Genomic DNA, 16,663 nt, shown 5'->3' with positions numbered 1-16,663 from the left:
GTGATGTACGGGGGTACATCGCTGCGAGTCGCCCTCCGGCGCTCGGCAGGCTCGAATTTTTGCGCGTCCCGCCGGGCGCAGGCAGCGGCGGAGTCATTCCAGTGAGCGTCAAGTCGTGAGCGTCAACCCGAGCCTGCCCCGTGTCGTCGCCTTCTCCGGGAGCGCCAAGCGCCCCTCGCGGACCCGCGATCTCGTGGAGGCGGTCGGCGCCGAGCTGGGGCGCCTGCGCCGGATCGACCTCACGGTCTACGACCTGATCGATGCCGGGCCGGGCATCGGCGTGGCGCTGCGTGAGGATCTGCCCCTGCCGGCCGCGCACCTGATCGAGGCGATCGAGGGGGCGGATGCCCTGATCGTCGGAACGCCGGTCTACCAGGGCGGTTATGCCGGGCTGTTCAAGCACGTCTTCGACTTCGTCGATCCGGCGCGGATGGCGGGCATGCCGGTGGCGCTCACCGCCACGGGCGGCGGCCTGCGCCACGCTCTGGTGGTGGAGCACGGTCTGCGGCCCCTGTTCGGCTTCTTCGCCGCCCATGTGGCGCCGACTTCGGTCTATGCCGGCCCCGAGGACATGGCCGACGGCCGCATCACCGACGCGACGGTGGCCGCCCGGCTCGCCACCGCGGCGGTGGAGCTGGCCGCCCTGCTCGACGTGGCCCGGGCGATCGACGCCGGCGCTGCCGCGTGAGGCGGGTGCAACCGGCGCTTGCAGTAAGTTTGATGTGTCCGACGACGATAAAATGGGATTGTTCTAAAACTTGATCTAACGTGGGATTGGTCCGGCACCGTCGGTCTGCTTAGATCCACGGTGAACGACGCCCATCCGCGAGGGATCATGGCAGGCTCAACCGTCACGGCCGGCAAGCAGGCGGGAACGCCGCTGCCCGCCACCTACGTCACGGCCTCGGGCCTGCCGCGCTACCATCCGGTCTCGCAGGCGCTGCACTGGGTGACGGCCGCTCTGGCCCTGGCGGTTCTGCCGCTGGCCTGGGTGGCGGTGAGCCTGCCGCCGGCGCCCCTCAAGGGCAACATCTTCGTGCTGCACAAGTCGGTGGGGCTGACGATCCTGGCGATCGTGGTCCTGCGGATCGTCTGGCGGATGATCCGGCCGGCGCCGCCCGATCCCCAGGCGCCGCGGCTGCTGACCCTGATCGGCCGGGTCAACCACTGGCTGCTCTACGCAATCTTCCTGATCATGCCGATCAGCGGCTACCTGCTCAGTGCGCTGTCGGGACGGGACACGCCGTATTTCTGGCTGTTCACCGTCCCGGGCCTGACCAAGGACGAGGGCCCGCAGAAGATCGCCGAATCGATCCACCTCGTCGGACAGTGGTTCGTCTACGCCCTGGTGCTGCTCCACATTGCCGGCACGGTCTGGCACCTCGTGATCCGCCGGGACGGCCTGCTGGAGCGGATGCTCCCGGTCCAGGACGGCCGCGGCTCCCGGTAGTTCAGTCGACCCGGCGCAGCACGAAGGTGGTGCCGACCTCCGGCTCGCGCCGCCAGCGCCCGTCATCGGTGGGCACGAGATCGATGGTGTGGCCGCGCTTGGCGGTGAGCGTCATGCGGCCGTTGGCGTAGCGCCAGCGGACCGGATCGAACACCTCCAGGCCGCCATCGTGGCAGCCCGGGACGACGTGGACGCCGCCGCCGGACCCGTCGAGGGTGATCCGGCAGGTGTCGCGCTCCTGGAACCGGTCGAGGGCGTAGACCCCCGGCGCAGGACCGGGCGCCGCCGTGGCGGTCGCGGTCGGGCTGCGCTGCAATTCGGCCGGCACCGCCGGCGCCGTCTGGAACGCGGACGGCGCGGGTGCGGTCTCGATCCCGGCGATGTCGGGGGCCGCCGAAGCGGCCGGACGCATTGCCGCGATGTCGAGGGGCACCAGGCTGTAGGTCTCGCCGCCCTCGGTCTTGGCGACGAGGCTGCGCTGGTCCGGCCGCCGGACGAATTCGAGGATCGGGCGGACGTTCCGGTCGACGAGGCGCACGCCCCGATCGCTGAACAGCCAGCCGGCGACCCCGCCGACGATCGGCAGGGCGCGCCGGCAGCCGGCCGGGAAGCTGATCCGCTGCCCGGCCTCACCGACCTCGCTCCGCAGGGTCATCACGCAGCGCCGGTTGGTGCCGTCGCGCGACAGGTCCCAGGTCCCGGGCACCTCGGTGAGCCGTTCGGGCAGGCTCGGCGGGGCCGGGGGCGCTGCCGGAGTCAGCGTCGGAGGCGCGGCCAGCGTCCCCGGGTCCAGGAGGCTCGGCTCGGGCGCCGTCGCGGGGGCGGCGAAGTCCTGCTGCGCCGCCACCGGCCGCGGGATCAGGGCCAGGGCAGCGAGCAGCGCGGCCAGTGCGGGTCTCACGCGGGCGGGCTCCAGGGTGTCTCGGAAACGGGGGTCAGCGGGCCGCGCCCCTCGAACCACGACAGGACGTTGTCGACGACGAGCTGCGCCATCGCCGTGCGGGTATGCTCGGAGGCGGAGCCGACATGCGGCAGCAGCACGGTGTTGTCGAGGGCGGCGAGCTCAGCCGGCACGTGCGGCTCGTTCTCGAACACGTCGAGGCCGGCCCCCAGGATCGTGCCCGCCCGGAGCGCTGCGATCAAAGCGGCCTCTTCGACGAGGCTGCCGCGGGCGACGTTGATCAGGATGCCCTCCGGGCCCAGCGCCTCAAGGATGGACGCATCCACCAGGCCGCGGGTGTCGTCGCCCCCGGGCGCGACCACGATCAGGATATGGACCGCCCGCGCCATACCGATCAGGCTGTCGTGGAAGGTGTAGGACACGTCGGCCTTCCGGCTGCGGCCGTGATAGTCGATCGCGACCCCGAAGCTCTCCAGGCGATGGGCGATCGCCTTCCCGATCCGGCCAAGGCCCAGGATGCCGACCCGCCGCCCGCGCAGCGAAGCGGTCAACGGGAACGGCGCCTTCGGCCAATGGCCTTCGCGCAGGTAGCGGTCGGCCTGCGGCAGCCGCCGCACGGTCGCCAGAACCAGGCCGACGGCGAGGTCGGCGACCTCGTCGGTGAGCACGTCCGGGGTGTTGGTGACGACGATCCCGCGCCGATGCGCCTCGACGGCGTCGACGGCGTCGTAGCCCACGCCGAAATTCGCGATCAGTTCGAGCTTCGGCAGCTTGTCCATCAGGGCGGCGTCGACCTGGCCGCCGACGCAGAGACCGCGGATCCGCGGGCCGATCTCGGCGAGCAGTGCCTCCGGGTCCGCGGCGCCCGCGAGCCGGTGCACGGTGAAGCGCCCCTCGAAGGCGGCCTCGACCAGCGGGTGCATCTTCTTGAGGAACAGGATCTCGGGCGGCGCTTCGGACATCCCACACTCCCTTGTTTTTGAACGACCGCCGATGCGGCCGGTCATGCTCGCTTCGGCATAGGGCCAGTGCCCGGTGCGGCGCCAGCCACGCTCAGCCTCCGGCCGTGACATCGGGGGCCAAGCGCCGAGCGGCCAATTGACAGGGCGGGGACTTGCCTCTTCCGAAAACCGCGCGCGATGCCTACTAAGGAACCCGCATTATCGCGAGAGCTCTGCACCGATCCCATCCGAAGACGAAAACCGATGACCAGCCCGCGCACCCTCTACGACAAGATCTGGGACGACCACGTCGTCGATGTCCAGCCGGATGGCACCAGCCTCCTCTACATCGACCGGCACCTCGTTCACGAAGTCACGAGCCCGCAGGCGTTCGAGGGTCTACGCGTGGCCGGCCGCAAAGTCCGGCATCCGGAGAAGACGCTGGCGGTGGTGGACCACAACGTCCAGACCACCGACCGCTCGAAGGGCATCGACGATCCCGAGAGCCGCACACAGCTCGAGGCGCTCGCCGAGAACGTGCGCGACTTCGGCATCGAGTTCTACGACGCCCTCGACCGGCGCCAGGGCATCGTCCACATCATCGGCCCGGAGCAGGGTTTTACGCTCCCCGGCCAGACGATCGTGTGCGGCGACTCGCACACCTCGACGCACGGCGCCTTCGGGGCGCTGGCCCACGGCATTGGCACCTCGGAGGTCGAGCACGTCCTCGCCACCCAGACGCTGGTGCAGAAGAAGGCCAGGAACATGCGCGTCACGGTGGACGGCGCGCTGCCGGCCGGCGTCGGCGCCAAGGACATCATCCTGGCGATCATCGGCGAGATCGGCACCGCGGGCGGCACCGGCCACGTGATCGAGTATGCCGGCGAGGCGATCCGCGCCCTCTCGATGGAGGGCCGGATGACGATCTGCAACATGTCGATCGAGGGCGGCGCCCGCGCCGGCCTGGTGGCGCCGGACGCCACCACCTACGCCTACGTGAAGGACCGCCCGAAGGCCCCCAAGGGCGCGGCCTTCGACAAGGCCCGGGCCTACTGGGAGAGCCTGCTCACCGACGAGGGCGCGTTCTTCGACCGCGAGGTCCGCCTCGATGCCGCGAGCCTGCCGCCGATCGTCAGCTGGGGCACGAGCCCGGAGGACGTGATCTCGGTGCAGGGACGCGTGCCGGATCCGGCCGCGATCGCCGACGAGAACAAGCGGCAGTCGAAGGAGAAGGCGCTGGCCTATATGGGCCTGACCCCCGGCACCCCGATCACCGACATCACCCTGGACCGGGTGTTCATCGGCTCCTGCACCAACGGCCGGATCGAGGACCTGCGGGTCGTCGCCCAGATGGTCGAGGGCCGCAAGGTGCACGAGAGCGTCTCGGCCATGGTGGTGCCGGGCTCCGGCCTCGTGAAGGCGCAGGCCGAAGCCGAGGGCATCGACCGGGTGCTGAAGGCCGCGGGCTTCGACTGGCGCGAGCCGGGCTGCTCCATGTGCCTCGGGATGAACGCCGACCGGCTCAACCCGCTGGAGCGTTGCGCCTCGACGTCGAACCGCAACTTCGAGGGCCGCCAGGGCCATCGCGGGCGCACGCACTTGGTCTCGCCCGCCATGGCGGCGGCGGCGGCGGTCGCCGGCCGCTTCGTCGACATCCGGGACTGGCCGCAGGGCTGAGGCCAGAAAGCCAGAAATCCCGATTGACGGACCCCGTCCGTCCGAATAAACGAAGCCGTCGCCGACCGCAGGGTCGGCGGCAAGCCCAGGTGGCGGAATTGGTAGACGCGCTGGTTTCAGGTACCAGTCTTGCAAGAGGTGAAGGTTCGAGTCCTTTCCTGGGCACCAATCGCTGAAATCGGACCGGATTTCACAGCGGTTTCCCCCTAAAAGTCCCATCGGTTCTCAGAGCCTCGAACAGTGGGACTTTACCTGACCCCCGACGTTCTCAATCGATCCAGTGCCTGGCACCGCAGCCGAGTTGCTTCCGCCGATCTGTGCGGATCTCGCGCTTAGGCATCTTGGACGTTCTCCAACGCGACATCGCCCTGATCTGATGCTCGGTCGCGTCCGGAGCGGAATTTGCGCGCCGGTCAGGCGGGCCGGCTTGGCGCGCGGCGCCGGGCAGGACCCAGCGAGCAGTCCGGCCGCAAGCCTTTGGAGCGTGGCGCGCGCTCCGGCACTCCGGTCTGCAACGGCATAGATTTATTCCGCGGCGCCACGTGCGCGACGGCACGTCATAGCGTGACACCCATCCCCATCTCTGTCTGACGCAAGAAAAAATGGGCCGGACAATCCGGACTGTACTGCGTTTAAGGGTACAAACGACGTTATGAAGATCCGTATTGCCGTCGTCGCCACCGCTCTCGTCCTCGGCATCGCTCCAATCTCGTCCACTATGGCCTTCGACGGCTCCGCCCGGTGGCGCCACGCGCCCGACGAGGTCGAGACCACGGGTTCGCTCGGTGCTCCCTTCGGCAGCCGCTATGACCGGAACCCGATCACCTGCTCCCAGAGCTCTGCGGCCGAAGGCAACGCCAACCAGCAGAATTTCCCGGTCAAGCAGTACGGCCAGACCGCGGGCGGCAACCGCTGCTGATTACCGGTCCCGGTCGAGACCGTGCAGCTCAGGCTGTTCTCCTACGCGATGATCGTGGTGTTCGCCTGCAGCCTCCTGGCGACGGCCCTTGGCTCGGCCGCCGTGCTTCTGGGGCCGTGACGCAGACGATCCGATAGACGGACGGCGGGGTGAGAGCCCCGCCCTTTTTTTGGGACGCATCGGTCGCGATCCCTCGCGTTGGTCCCGTCCGCCCCCCTCGGCCGCCGATCGAAGTCGCCATCGGGTCCGTGTCGGCCGATACGGCGCAGTCCCGCTCCCATTCCAGCTTCGCGCCACCAAGACCTGTCATGGGATCGCCGCCCGCCGTCTATCCGGGGTCGGCAGCCCGTCGTACGGGGGAACGACCGCACCCTGGAGAGACCCTGACCCCGCTTGGATCAGGTGTCGCAGCACGCCGGAAGGTGGATCACGGGATGACGAAGTTCTCTACGACGCTCGCGGCCGCCCTGCTCATGGCGGCGTCTCCCGGCCAGACCACGGAGGCTCAAGCCCAGGCGCATGCCGACGAGGGCGATCTCGCCGAGAAGATCGTCGGGACCTGGGAACTCGTCTCCTACCAAGTCGAGGACAAGGCGACCGGGGCGCTGATCGACGCGATGGGCAGCGCGCCGCGGGGCCGGGTGATCTTCACCCAGGACGGCTGGGTCGCGTTCAACCTTGAAGGCACCGACCGCAAGCCGGCCGAGACCGACGCCGACCGCGCCGCGCTGATGAAGACGCTGGTCGCTTATATCGGCCGCTACCGGATCGAGGGCGACCAGTGGATCACCCAGGTCCAGACCGCCTGGGCGCCGGAATGGGTCAACACCGAGCAGCGGCGCTCGATCAAGCTCCACGGCGACGAGGCGGATGTGATGACGCCCTGGCGTATCATGCCGAACTGGGATGCCGGCCGGCTCTCGCGCAGCATCATCCGCTTCCGGCGCGCCCGATAGCGGTCTGTCCCCGGCGGGGCGTCCGATTGTCCAACACCGTAGATTGTTCTTTCAGACCTCATCCTCTAAGACGCGGGCATCGACCCGCTGGGCCAAGTCGGCCAGCGTGTTTTCGCCTTCGGCGGTCGCCGAACTCCGTGCGGCCTCCAAATCCGACCCTGGCTCTATTCGGCGTTGCCATTCCGAACCCGGCCGTTGGTTGATAATAGACGATTCGATCCGGAATTCGAGTTCTGGAAACTACTTTCGTCGGCGGCCCTCAAGCCGCTCCGACCGATAGACAAAAACGCGATCGCATAAGAACGATCGATCACGCACAATGTACCGCATCACCTGCGGGGGGAACGTTCTGGAAGGCTGGACGCGCGGGTCTCCCGATCGTGTCGATCCGACGCCTTCAGGACCGGAGCGTGCCAGCCGCGCTGTCCCGGTCCGCAAACGATGAGATGTGGCGATGCGTGCCGACGACACCAACAAGCCCCGGTCCGGGATCTCCACGCAGGACAGGCTTGCCTTCAGCCGCCGGCAGCTCCTCGGCACCGCGGCCACCGGGCTCGCGGCCGCCTCGCTGCCGACCTCGCTGGCCTTCGCGGACAGCGCCGACGGCAAGGTCGACGTGCTGCTGATCGGCGGCGGCATCATGAGCGCCACCCTCGGCGTGTGGCTCAACCAACTCGAGCCGACCTGGTCGATCCAGATGGTCGAGCGCCTGGACCAGGTCGCCCTGGAAAGCTCCAACGGCTGGAACAATGCCGGCACCGGCCACTCGGCCCTGGCGGAGCTGAACTACACCCCCGAGAAGAAGAACGGCCAGGTCGAGATCGCCAAGGCGGTGGAGATCAACGAGGCCTTCCAGGTGACGCGCCAGTTCCTGGCCTCCCTGGTCAAGACCGGTGTGCTGAAGAACCCCCATTCCTTCATCAACTACACCCCGCACATGAGCTTCGTCTGGGGTGACGACAACATCACCTACCTGAAGAAGCGCTGGGAGGCCCTGAAGGCCAGCCCGCTCTTTGCCGGCATGGAATACTCGACCGATCCGGAGCAGCTCAAGACCTGGGTGCCCCTGATGATGGACGGGCGCGACCCGAAGCAGAAGGTCGCCGCCACCTGGACGCCGCTCGGCACCGACGTCGAGTGGGGCGAGGTCACCCGCCAGTACGTCGCCCATCTGCAGGGCCAGCCGACCTTCAAGCTGAACCTCTCGACCGAGGTCGAGGGCATCACCAAGAACGCGGATGGCTCCTGGCGGGTCACCTCCCGCAACACCAAGGACGGGTCGCGGCGCAGCGTCGACGCCAAGTTCGTGTTCATCGGCGCCGGCGGCGGCGCCCTGCACCTGCTGCAGAAGTCGGGCATCCCGGAGGGCGAGGATTACGCGGGCTTCCCGGTCGGCGGCTCGTTCCTGATCAACGAGAACCCGGACGTCGCGACGCTCCACCTCGCCAAGGCCTACGGCAAGGCATCGGTGGGCTCCCCGCCGATGTCGGTGCCGCACCTGGACACCCGAGTGCTCGGCGGCAAGCGCGTGATCCTGTTCGGACCGTTCGCGACCTTCTCGACCAAGTTCCTGAAGGAGGGCTCGTATCTCGACCTCCTCAGCTCGACCACCACCAGCAACATCTGGCCGATGGTCCGGGTCGGAATCGACGAGTACCCCCTGGTCGAGTACCTGGCCGGCCAGCTCATGCTGTCGGATGACGACCGGATCGCGGCCCTGCGCGAGTACTTCCCGAAGGCCAAGAAGGAGGAGTGGCGCCTCTGGCAGGCGGGTCAGCGCGTGCAGATCATCAAGCGCGACACGAACAAGGGCGGCGTGCTGAAGCTCGGCACCGAGATCGTCAACGCCAAGGACGGCAGCATCGCCGCCCTGCTCGGGGCCTCCCCGGGCGCCTCGACGGCGGCGCCGATCATGCTGCAGGTCCTGGAGAAGGTGTTCGCCAAGAACGTCGCCACGCCCGAATGGCAGGCCAAGATCAAGCAGATCGTCCCGAGCTACGGCACCAAGCTCAACGACGATCCGGATCGGGTCGCCGAGGAATGGGCCTATACCAGCGAGCAGCTGCAGCTGCCGGCGCCCCCGCAGATCGACAAGGCGGCGCTCAAGGCCGTCCCGACCAGCAGCACGGTGCTGAACAGCAGCAACACCACCGTCCCGGCGCCGGTCCACGACCTAGCCCCCTGAGCCGCCACGATCCCGGGTCTCGCTTCCTTGGAGTGAGGCCCGGGATCGGCTCCGGTCGAACCGCTCAGGCGGATCGAACCGCGGCCGCGCGGCTGGCGAGGTGGAGCCAGCCGAAATCCACTGGATACCCGAGGCCGTGGAGCATCTTGACCCGCTTCCACGAGGCCGAGCGGGCCGAGGCCTCGTCCTGGCCGGCCTCGATCTCCGCGGCTTCCATCTCCTGAAGCTCCCGGGTCAATTCCTCGCGCAGCCCCGTCGCCTTCATGGCGCCGAGCGCCGCCGTGAAGGCCTGTTCGGTGACCCGCACCTGATCGCAAATCTGACGCACGCTCATCAGTCCTGAGCCCTCTCGCGCAACCGTTTGACTGCCGTCTTGCAGTCGTCGGATCCTAGCATCCGGGTTTGCAGCGGGAGATGTACGTCTTTGGTACAGACAGATTTACTGTCCGATGTAGTAAATCCCGAGCCCTACCGCAGGGGGAGCGAGCCAAGGCGGCGCGTGGCGCGAAACGAGCGGCGCCACCGCCGCTTGCGTCCGAAGGTCCGACGCGGATCGATGATGCCGGCGGCGAGGTCATCCTTCTGGATGAGCCGGGGCTGCACGGCGGCTCCGATCGCGACCAGAGCGGCCGATCCGACCAACGCGACGATCGCGGCGCCCCAGAACAGGCTCTCGAACATCTGGTCCTTCCGATCGGCGAGTCCTCACATAGGCGTGAAGTCTGATCGAAATTGCGGCGGAATCTAGACTGCGCCAGTTATTTTGCACACTTATCAATATCCGCCGGAATATCCTGCGCAAGAACAGCGATTTCGACAGCCGCCATCGCCAAGGACGATCAGTCTTCGCTGATTGCGCCCACGGTCCGAGAGTCGTGTTCCGACAAAATTGGGCGCCGCGATTCCGGGTCAGGCGATACCGAGAAACACCGCCAAGGCTCGGGTCACGGCCAGCATGGCTTCCGCTTCGAGATGGCCGATCGTCGGGCCGATCCGGTCGCACTTCACCGACATCGCGTTGTCGATCATGACCTGAGACGGCTTGCGCAATCCGTTGGACGGCGTCGGCGCGATATCGGTCCGGATCAGGGGCGCGTCCACCAGGGTCCCGGATATCAGCAGGACCGTGACCGTCCCGGTCTGATCGAACAGATCGGACTGGATGACGAGGGCCGGGCGCGGCTTGCCGAAGTCACCAGTCAGCGCGATCGTGACCAGACCCCCGCGCTTCACGCCTCGCCCTCGGGGTCGAGATCATCGTGGGCCGCGTCCAGGATGGCGCTGAGATCCTGATCGGCCGCGTCGGCCGCGGCCACCGCCTGCGCTTGGCGCCGGCATTCCTCGGCAAATCCAGGCCGGCGGGTATCGGGAACCCAGATCTGGATCGGCCGCAGGCCGGCGGCACGCAGCGCATCGCGGCGCTTCTGGACGCGCTGGCGGATGGGTGCGGGCATGACGTCATCCTTCCGATCTCGTTACATGTAACATAGATCGGCTGGCACGAGCGGAAAAGACGACGGGTGATGCGTCGGTGCTCCTCACCCGGATCGCGACCCCGAATGCGGCGCCCTGGAACGGATCTTTCGATCGCAGCCATAAAGCCGCCCCGCAGGCACGCCAGAGAATCCCGGACGCCGCAGACCGGCTGAACGGACCGCCTTGGGGTGTGCGATTTACGACTCGTTCATCCTCTAGGTGTCCCCTGGTCCCAGCCGGACGCCGATCCAGGCCTCCGGCGGAACGGGACTTTCACGATGGGCGAGGGCCCCATCCGCAGGACAGCATGCGAAACAGGGAACCGGAAGCGATGCCGCGCGAGACCGAGACGACGACCCAAGAGCCGATCCAAGCCACGACCCAAGAACCGATCATGGAGCTCTGGCGGATCCTGGCCCTCGCGCTGATCGTCGCCGCCGGGATGCTGTTCGTTCACCTGGTGGTACCGGAAGAGGCCGAAGCCTCCGGCGAGCCCGCGAGCGCCGTCACAATCGTCCGGTAGTCGGCTCGCTCGGCCAGTCAGGGAAGCCTCGGCCAGAGGTTCGCCGGGTCCAGGGACGCGGCATCGCCGGCGACATCCGCCGGCGTCAGCCCGATCAGCACGGCGGCGGCCAGGATCGCAGCGGCCAGGACCAGGACGATCGCCACGCGCTCGGGATCGATCCGTGCCGATTGCAGCACGGCACACCCAATCGTGAAGGTCGCGGCCTCGGTCAGCGGCAGGATCGGCACTGGCCCCATGCCAGACGACGCGGCCTACTCGGTCCCCGCCTGTCTGAGGCCGGCCGAGTCCAGGGCGGTCGTGGCGGCCCGCATATCGCGCCGGGCCTGCGCGATCGCCGCCGCCTTCGCGTCGCCCTGCGCGTTGAGCGCCTCCAGGAAGGCGATCCAATCCGCCCGCGCCTGGCTCGGGATCTCCCCGTCGAGCTTCTGCCGGAGCTGCGCGACCCGGCCATCCGGGGTGGCGGCGGACGGCGCGGATTGGTCGGTGTCGTAGACGCCGACCGCGCACATCTGGTCGCCGGCCTTCGTGTAGTACGTGGTCTTGGGTTCCTCGATCGTGCTGCCGGGCTTCGGGAACAGATAGTGGATCACCGCGATCTGCCCGGGCTTGGCGGTATCCAGCATCGTCTGGATGAAGTGGTTGCCGGTCTTGTCGTGCAGGTCGCGAACGTCGTGCCCCTTCAGGATCGGGTTGGGATGGGCGCTCATGACGCCATCCGGTGCGACGCAGAACACGTAGGTGTCGGCGGTGCGGAAGCCGTTCGTCCCCGTGGTGAATTCGGTCAGCGCCTTGGCGGAATCGGCTTGAAGAGCCCGGCCGACGCGCCCGAGCATCCAGGAGGCGAAGCCATTCGGGCTCGGATCGTCGCAGGAGGTCGGAGCCTCACCGTCGCCGCAAGCCAGGGCGACCGTACCCGGCTGCACGGCGCACATCAGTGATGCTGCCAGCAGCGCTGCCCGCAGAGCCATGCGACGCCCCCGAAATCAATATAGTCACTTCGATAACGGGGATAGAAAACCGGATCGATTGATTATGCAAGCGCGCATTATTGTCGCCGCGGACCGGACAGGCCACGACGCAGCGGTGGGCGAGGCGCAGCCGCATGGAGCGCCGGACCCGCGACCGGGTCCGGGCGGCCTACTGCATCGGAAGCGGCAGCGCCTCGACGGCGATCTCGCCGATCCCGCGGGCGGCGAGCGAGGCGCGCAGCGGCGCGGTCAGGCAGGTCCCGGCCGTGAAGGCGCCGTGCACGGCCCCGTCATGGTCGGCATCGCGCCGGGCCGGGCCGATCAGCTGGACCACCCGCCGGGCGATGGCCGGGGCCGGATCGATCCAAGTCACCGGCCACGGCGCGAGGGCTTCGAGGCGCGGGAGCAGCAGCGGATAATGCGTGCAGGCGAGGCAGACCACGTCGGTGCGCCGACCGTCCGCATCCGCGACGAAGCAGGGCGCGATCTCGGCGGCCAGGGCCGCGTCGTCGATCGGCGTCCCGGCGAGTTCGGCCTCGGCGAAGCCTGCGAGGTTCGGCGAGCCGACCAGGGTGACCGCGCACGCGCCGGCATAGGTCGCAATCAGGTCGTGCGTGTAGGAGCGCGCCACCGTGCCGGGGGTGGCCAGCAGGGAGATCAGGCCCGAGCGCGTCGCCGCGGCGGCCGGCTTGATCGGCGGTACCACGCCGATGAACGGGGTCGCGAAGCGCTGGCGCAGGGCCGGCAGGACCAGGGTCGAGGCGGTGTTGCAGGCGATCACGACCAGATCGGGCCGGTGCGTCGCGACGAGTTGCTCCATCACGGCGAGCACCCGGGCAACCAGGGCCGCCTCGCCGAGCCGGCCATACGGGAAGGCGGCATCGTCGCCGGCATAGACGTAGCGCCCGTCGGGGCGGGCGCGGCGCACGGCATCGAGGACGGTGAGGCCGCCCAGCCCTGAGTCGAACACTAGGATGGTCGGCTCCGGCGACACACGGAACGCCGCGGCGGACAAGCTGGCCCCGGCCATCAGATCAATCCGCATGGAAATTCTGGACTCCGCACTCAGCGCATCGAGTCTCGATGCCGAGGGTTAAAAGCTCCTCACTGCGGCGCAAAAAAGACCCGCCCATTCCAGTTCTCCCCGTTAACCGCGCCGGCTGCACCGGCGAATGAGCGGATCGGACTGGGCGGCGGCAGAATCACTAGCGGAGGTTGTCTGACCACGGCGGGGACATATCTTCTGCGACCAAGCTGGGCGTCGATAAGACGATCCCAGGAGAGATGCGAATAAGGGAAGATCCGCATGGCAGCCACGGCGGCACTTCGCTCCGGCGACACGCGCGCGCAAACGGTAGCGGCTTTCCCGCCGCCGCCCGTAACGGCACGGCCGATCGATCGCGCCGCCTGGATCGCGGCCTTTCGCTTCGTCCGCAGCGAGACCGAGCGCCGGGCCGCGCCGCTCTCCGCGGAGGACCAGCAGGTCCAGTCGATGGCCGATGCCAGCCCAACCAAGTGGCACCGGGCGCATGTGACGTGGTTCTTCGAGCAGTTCCTGCTGCGCGAGCACCTGCCGGGCTACGCCATCTACGACGAGCGCCTCCACTACCTGTTCAACTCGTATTACGTCGCCGCCGGCCCACGGCAGCCGCGCATCCAGCGCGGCATGATCACCCGGCCGACCATGGACGAGGTGACAGCCTACCGGGCGCATATCGATCGGGCGGTCGAGTCGCTGCTCGGCCAGGCCGCGGAGGGTGCCCTGGAGGCCGTGCTGCCGATCCTCGAGATCGGGCTCTACCATGAGCAGCAGCATCAGGAGCTTTTGCTCACCGATATCCTGCATGCCTTCGCTCAGAACCCGCTTGGGCCGGTCTACGACGCCGCGTGGCGTTTCCCGGCCGCCGCAGGGCACGAGGGACAAGCCCAGCTCGCCCGGGGCATCGCCTGGATCGGGCACGCGGGCGACGGTTTCTCGTTCGACAACGAATCGCCCCGCCACGAAGCGCTGATCCTGCCGGGCCGGATCGACAAGGCACTGGTAACCAACCGCGAATGGCTCGAATTCATGGAGGCCGGCGGCTACGCCAAGCCGGAGCTGTGGCTCTCGGACGGCTGGTATGCCGGCCAGGCCGAGGGCTGGGAGGCGCCGGGCTACTGGCGCCGGGACGGGGACGGCTGGGCGACGATGACGCTCGGCGGCATCCGCCCCGTGGAGCTCGACGCGCCGGTCACCCATATCAGCTACTACGAGGCCGACGCCTACGCACGCTGGGCCGGCCGCACCCTGCCGACCGAGTTCGAGTGGGAGGTCGCGGCCCGGGACGGTGCCCTGCCGGACGCGTTCGGCCTCGTCTGGCAATGGACCCGGAGCGCCTACGTCGCCTATCCGGGCTACCGGCCGTTGCCGGGGGCCCTGGGCGAATACAACGGCAAGTTCATGGTTAGCCAGTTCGTGTTGCGCGGCTCGTCCGTCGCCACGCCCGAGGGCCATGCCCGGCTGCCGTACCGCAACTTCTTCTATCCGCACCAGCGCTGGCAGTTCACCGGCCTGCGCCTCGCCGACGCCGCCTGACGCGCCCCGGAGCCTCCCTTGACCGTCAAGCCCAGCTTTTCCGACGCGACCCCGGTCGCCCTGGACACGCCCGAACTGGCCTTCTTGGCCGACGTGCGGGACGGCCTGTCCCGCACGCAGAAGGCGCTCTCGCCGAAATACTTTTACGATTCCGCCGGCTCCGACTTGTTCGAGGCGATCACGCGGCTGCCGGAATATTACCCGACCCGCACCGAGGTCGGCATCCTCGACCGCAGCGGCCCGGAGATGGCCGCCTTGCTGCCCGCCAAGGCCGCGCTGGTCGAATTCGGCAGCGGTTCGACCAACAAGCTGCGCCGCCTGCTGCGCCACCTCGACAAGCTCGCCGCCTACGTGCCGGTGGACGTCTCCGGCGAGTTCCTGCGCGCGCAGGCGGAGGTCCTGAGCGGCGACTTCCCGCATCTTCGGGTTGAGCCGGTAGTCGCAGACTTCACCCGCGACTTCGACCTGCCCGAGAGCCTTGCCGGCATGCCGCGCGCCGGCTTCTTCCCGGGCTCGACCATCGGCAACTTCGAGCCGAGTGAGGCCGAGGAACTGCTGCGGCGGTTCGGTCGGATCCTCGGGAAAGGCGCCCACATGATCGTGGGCGTCGACCTCGTGAAGGACGCCGCGATCCTGGAGCGGGCCTACGACGATGCCGCCGGCATCACCGCGGCGTTCAACCTCAACCTGCTGACCCGGATCAACCGGGAGCTCGCCGGCCGCTTCGACCTTGGCGCCTTCTCCCATCGGGCCGTGTTCAACCCGCAAGCCTCGCGGATCGAGATGCACCTCGTCTCGGAGGGCGCGCAGGACGTGGGGATCGGCTCCGACACGATCGGGTTCGCGGACGGCGAGACGATCCACACCGAGAGCAGCTACAAGTACACGGTCGAGACCTTCCGGGCCCTCGTCGAACGGGCCGGCTGGACCTGGATCCAGGTCTGGACCGATCCGGAGGGGCTGTTCTCCGTCCACGCGCTGCGGCAGGACTGAGAGCGGCGCCGCGGATCGGCGCGTGGGGTGAGGACGCCCGGATGCGTTTCAACCCACGCTGGTTCTACCTCGTCGCCCCCGGGCTCGGCGCCCTGGCCGGCCTGCTCTACGGATCGGTCTTCGCAGTCGGTCCGCTGCTCGGCTCGGCGATCCGCGGCGCGATCATCGGCACGCCGATCCTGCTCTACGAGCGCCGGCTCCTGCTCCCGCGGATGCGCGAGCGGGTGCGCCAGATGGCGACGCCGCTGTTCCTGCTCGCCACCATGGCGCTCTACATTTTCATGATCGTGGTCGGCAACGCCGCCGCCAGCACGGTGCTGAACCGCCTGTTCCACTTCATGTACAGCGAGCGGAACGCGATGCTGATGTCGCAATCCGGCGTGCTCTACGCCCTCGGCATCTCGGCTTTTACGGTGTTCGTGTTCCGGGTGCGGGACCTGATCGGCCCGGGTGTCTTCGCCAACCTGCTGATCGGCCGCTACCATCGCCCGATCAGCGAGGAGCGGATTTTTCTGTTCCTCGACGTGACCGGTTCGACCCGCTTCGCCGACCGGCACGGCGACCGGGCGGCGCAGGCCTATCTCGGGCAGGTGTTCAACGCCCTGGCCCTGCCGGTCTCGCGCTCGCGCGGCGCGATCGACGACTATATTGGCGACATGGCGCTGGTTACCTGGACGATCGAGCGGGGGATCCGGGATGCGGCCTGCCTGCGCTGCGTCTTCGATTTCGCCGCGCGGCTCGCCGAGGAGTCCGAGGCCTGGACGCAGCGCTTCGGCCAGGTCCCGGAATTCCGCGCCGCCCTGCATTGCGGCCCGGTGGTCACGGCCGAGGTCGGGCTGGAACGGCACAAGATCGCGTATTTCGGCGACGTCGTGAACACCACCGCCCGGCTGGAGAGCCTATCCAAGAGCCTCGGCGTGCATGTGCTGGTCTCGGCCGACCTTCTGGACCGGATCGGCCCGCTGCCCCCCGATCTCGTGACCGAGGATCTCGGCGCCCACGCCCTGCGGGGCCGCGACGCGCCCTTGGCGGTGGCGGCGATCCGAAAACGCCTCTAACGCGTCGTGCCGGATATCGGAACCGGCACGACGCGCTA

The 16,663-nt window shown here is 68.5% G+C and carries 19 protein-coding genes and 1 tRNA gene; 11 read left to right on the top strand and 9 right to left on the bottom strand.

Features of this window, described 5'->3' with window-relative positions; all coding sequences use genetic code 11:
• The first annotated feature begins 115 nt into the window (after positions 1-115).
• On the top strand, positions 116-688 hold the full coding sequence (locus MKK67_RS26870; RefSeq protein WP_409568446.1) for an NAD(P)H-dependent oxidoreductase: 573 nt from the start codon (positions 116-118) through the stop codon (positions 686-688).
• A 147-nt stretch (positions 689-835) separates the two neighbouring features.
• Positions 836-1,450 (top strand): cytochrome b, encoded by a 615-nt coding sequence (locus tag MKK67_RS26865; protein ID WP_243971256.1) that lies wholly within the window; start codon positions 836-838, stop codon positions 1,448-1,450.
• Position 1,451: 1 nt separating this feature from the next.
• On the opposite strand, the gene MKK67_RS26860 is transcribed toward MKK67_RS26865, so the two are convergent.
• Positions 1,452-2,351, bottom strand: coding sequence for an AprI/Inh family metalloprotease inhibitor (locus tag MKK67_RS26860; RefSeq protein ID WP_243971254.1), 900 nt, complete (start codon positions 2,349-2,351; stop codon positions 1,452-1,454).
• Positions 2,348-3,313, bottom strand: a complete 966-nt coding sequence (locus tag MKK67_RS26855) for a 2-hydroxyacid dehydrogenase (protein ID WP_243971252.1) — start codon at positions 3,311-3,313, stop codon at positions 2,348-2,350. Before MKK67_RS26855 ends, MKK67_RS26860 begins: the two co-directional genes overlap by 4 nt.
• 243 nt (positions 3,314-3,556) lie before the next feature.
• On the opposite strand from MKK67_RS26855, the gene leuC reads away from it, so the two are divergent.
• The 5 genes from leuC to mqo all read left to right on the top strand — a co-directional run bounded on the left by leuC (position 3,557) and on the right by mqo (position 9,029).
• On the top strand, positions 3,557-4,969 hold the full coding sequence (gene leuC / locus MKK67_RS26850) for a 3-isopropylmalate dehydratase large subunit (RefSeq protein WP_243971250.1): 1,413 nt from the start codon (positions 3,557-3,559) through the stop codon (positions 4,967-4,969).
• Positions 4,970-5,052: 83 nt separating this feature from the next.
• A tRNA-Leu gene (locus MKK67_RS26845) sits at positions 5,053-5,137 on the top strand.
• A gap of 484 nt (positions 5,138-5,621) precedes the next feature.
• Positions 5,622-5,888: a hypothetical protein gene (locus MKK67_RS26840; protein WP_243971248.1), complete on the top strand. Its 267-nt coding sequence runs from the start codon at positions 5,622-5,624 to the stop codon at positions 5,886-5,888.
• Positions 5,889-6,322: 434 nt separating this feature from the next.
• On the top strand, positions 6,323-6,844 hold the full coding sequence (locus MKK67_RS26835) for a lipocalin-like domain-containing protein (RefSeq protein ID WP_243971246.1): 522 nt from the start codon (positions 6,323-6,325) through the stop codon (positions 6,842-6,844).
• 454 nt (positions 6,845-7,298) lie between these two features.
• Positions 7,299-9,029 (top strand): malate dehydrogenase (quinone), encoded by a 1,731-nt coding sequence (gene mqo / locus MKK67_RS26830; protein ID WP_243971244.1) that lies wholly within the window; start codon positions 7,299-7,301, stop codon positions 9,027-9,029.
• 64 nt (positions 9,030-9,093) lie between these two features.
• Here mqo and MKK67_RS26825 read toward each other — a convergent pair whose 3' ends face one another.
• The 4 genes from MKK67_RS26825 to MKK67_RS26810 form a co-directional block, all read right to left on the bottom strand.
• The gene (locus MKK67_RS26825) at positions 9,094-9,363 is read right to left on the bottom strand and encodes a hypothetical protein (protein WP_243971242.1); all 270 of its coding nucleotides are present in this window, start codon (positions 9,361-9,363) and stop codon (positions 9,094-9,096) included.
• 134 nt (positions 9,364-9,497) lie between these two features.
• Positions 9,498-9,710 carry a hypothetical protein gene (locus MKK67_RS26820; protein ID WP_243971240.1) on the bottom strand — a complete coding sequence of 71 codons (213 nt, stop codon included), beginning with the start codon at positions 9,708-9,710 and terminating at the stop codon, positions 9,498-9,500.
• Positions 9,711-9,938: 228 nt separating this feature from the next.
• Positions 9,939-10,262 carry a type II toxin-antitoxin system PemK/MazF family toxin gene (locus MKK67_RS26815; RefSeq protein WP_243971238.1) on the bottom strand — a complete coding sequence of 108 codons (324 nt, stop codon included), beginning with the start codon at positions 10,260-10,262 and terminating at the stop codon, positions 9,939-9,941.
• Positions 10,259-10,483 carry an antitoxin MazE family protein gene (locus tag MKK67_RS26810; RefSeq protein WP_243971236.1) on the bottom strand — a complete coding sequence of 75 codons (225 nt, stop codon included), beginning with the start codon at positions 10,481-10,483 and terminating at the stop codon, positions 10,259-10,261. The genes MKK67_RS26815 and MKK67_RS26810 overlap by 4 nt, the downstream gene beginning before the upstream one ends.
• A 353-nt stretch (positions 10,484-10,836) precedes the next feature.
• Between MKK67_RS26810 and MKK67_RS26805 the strand changes: the two genes are divergently transcribed.
• Positions 10,837-11,028 carry a hypothetical protein gene (locus MKK67_RS26805; protein ID WP_243971234.1) on the top strand — a complete coding sequence of 64 codons (192 nt, stop codon included), beginning with the start codon at positions 10,837-10,839 and terminating at the stop codon, positions 11,026-11,028.
• A gap of 17 nt (positions 11,029-11,045) precedes the next feature.
• Here the strand turns inward: MKK67_RS26805 and MKK67_RS26800 are convergent, their stop codons facing one another.
• The 3 genes from MKK67_RS26800 to murI all read right to left on the bottom strand — a co-directional run bounded on the left by MKK67_RS26800 (position 11,046) and on the right by murI (position 13,044).
• Positions 11,046-11,267, bottom strand: a complete 222-nt coding sequence (locus MKK67_RS26800; RefSeq protein WP_243971231.1) for a hypothetical protein — start codon at positions 11,265-11,267, stop codon at positions 11,046-11,048.
• Between the two features lie 15 nt (positions 11,268-11,282).
• Positions 11,283-11,999, bottom strand: coding sequence for a cache domain-containing protein (locus tag MKK67_RS26795; RefSeq protein WP_243971229.1), 717 nt, complete (start codon positions 11,997-11,999; stop codon positions 11,283-11,285).
• Between the two features lie 169 nt (positions 12,000-12,168).
• Complete coding sequence (murI, locus tag MKK67_RS26790) at positions 12,169-13,044, bottom strand: glutamate racemase (RefSeq protein WP_243971227.1); 876 nt, start codon at positions 13,042-13,044, stop codon at positions 12,169-12,171.
• A gap of 261 nt (positions 13,045-13,305) precedes the next feature.
• On the opposite strand from murI, the gene egtB reads away from it, so the two are divergent.
• The 3 genes from egtB to MKK67_RS26775 are packed head-to-tail and all read left to right on the top strand — an operon-like array spanning position 13,306 to position 16,625.
• Positions 13,306-14,574, top strand: a complete 1,269-nt coding sequence (gene egtB, locus MKK67_RS26785; protein ID WP_243971225.1) for an ergothioneine biosynthesis protein EgtB — start codon at positions 13,306-13,308, stop codon at positions 14,572-14,574.
• 18 nt (positions 14,575-14,592) lie between these two features.
• The gene (gene egtD / locus MKK67_RS26780) at positions 14,593-15,567 is read left to right on the top strand and encodes an L-histidine N(alpha)-methyltransferase (RefSeq protein ID WP_243971223.1); all 975 of its coding nucleotides are present in this window, start codon (positions 14,593-14,595) and stop codon (positions 15,565-15,567) included.
• A 41-nt stretch (positions 15,568-15,608) separates the two neighbouring features.
• Entirely contained in the window at positions 15,609-16,625 is a 1,017-nt protein-coding gene (locus MKK67_RS26775; RefSeq protein WP_243971221.1) for an adenylate/guanylate cyclase domain-containing protein, read from the top strand.
• Positions 16,626-16,663: the final 38 nt, after the last annotated feature.

The organism is Methylobacterium sp. J-072 (genome assembly GCF_022829425.1).
In the GTDB taxonomy this organism is placed as follows: domain Bacteria; phylum Pseudomonadota; class Alphaproteobacteria; order Rhizobiales; family Beijerinckiaceae; genus Methylobacterium.
This window is presented reverse-complemented; position numbering and strand designations above follow the sequence as displayed.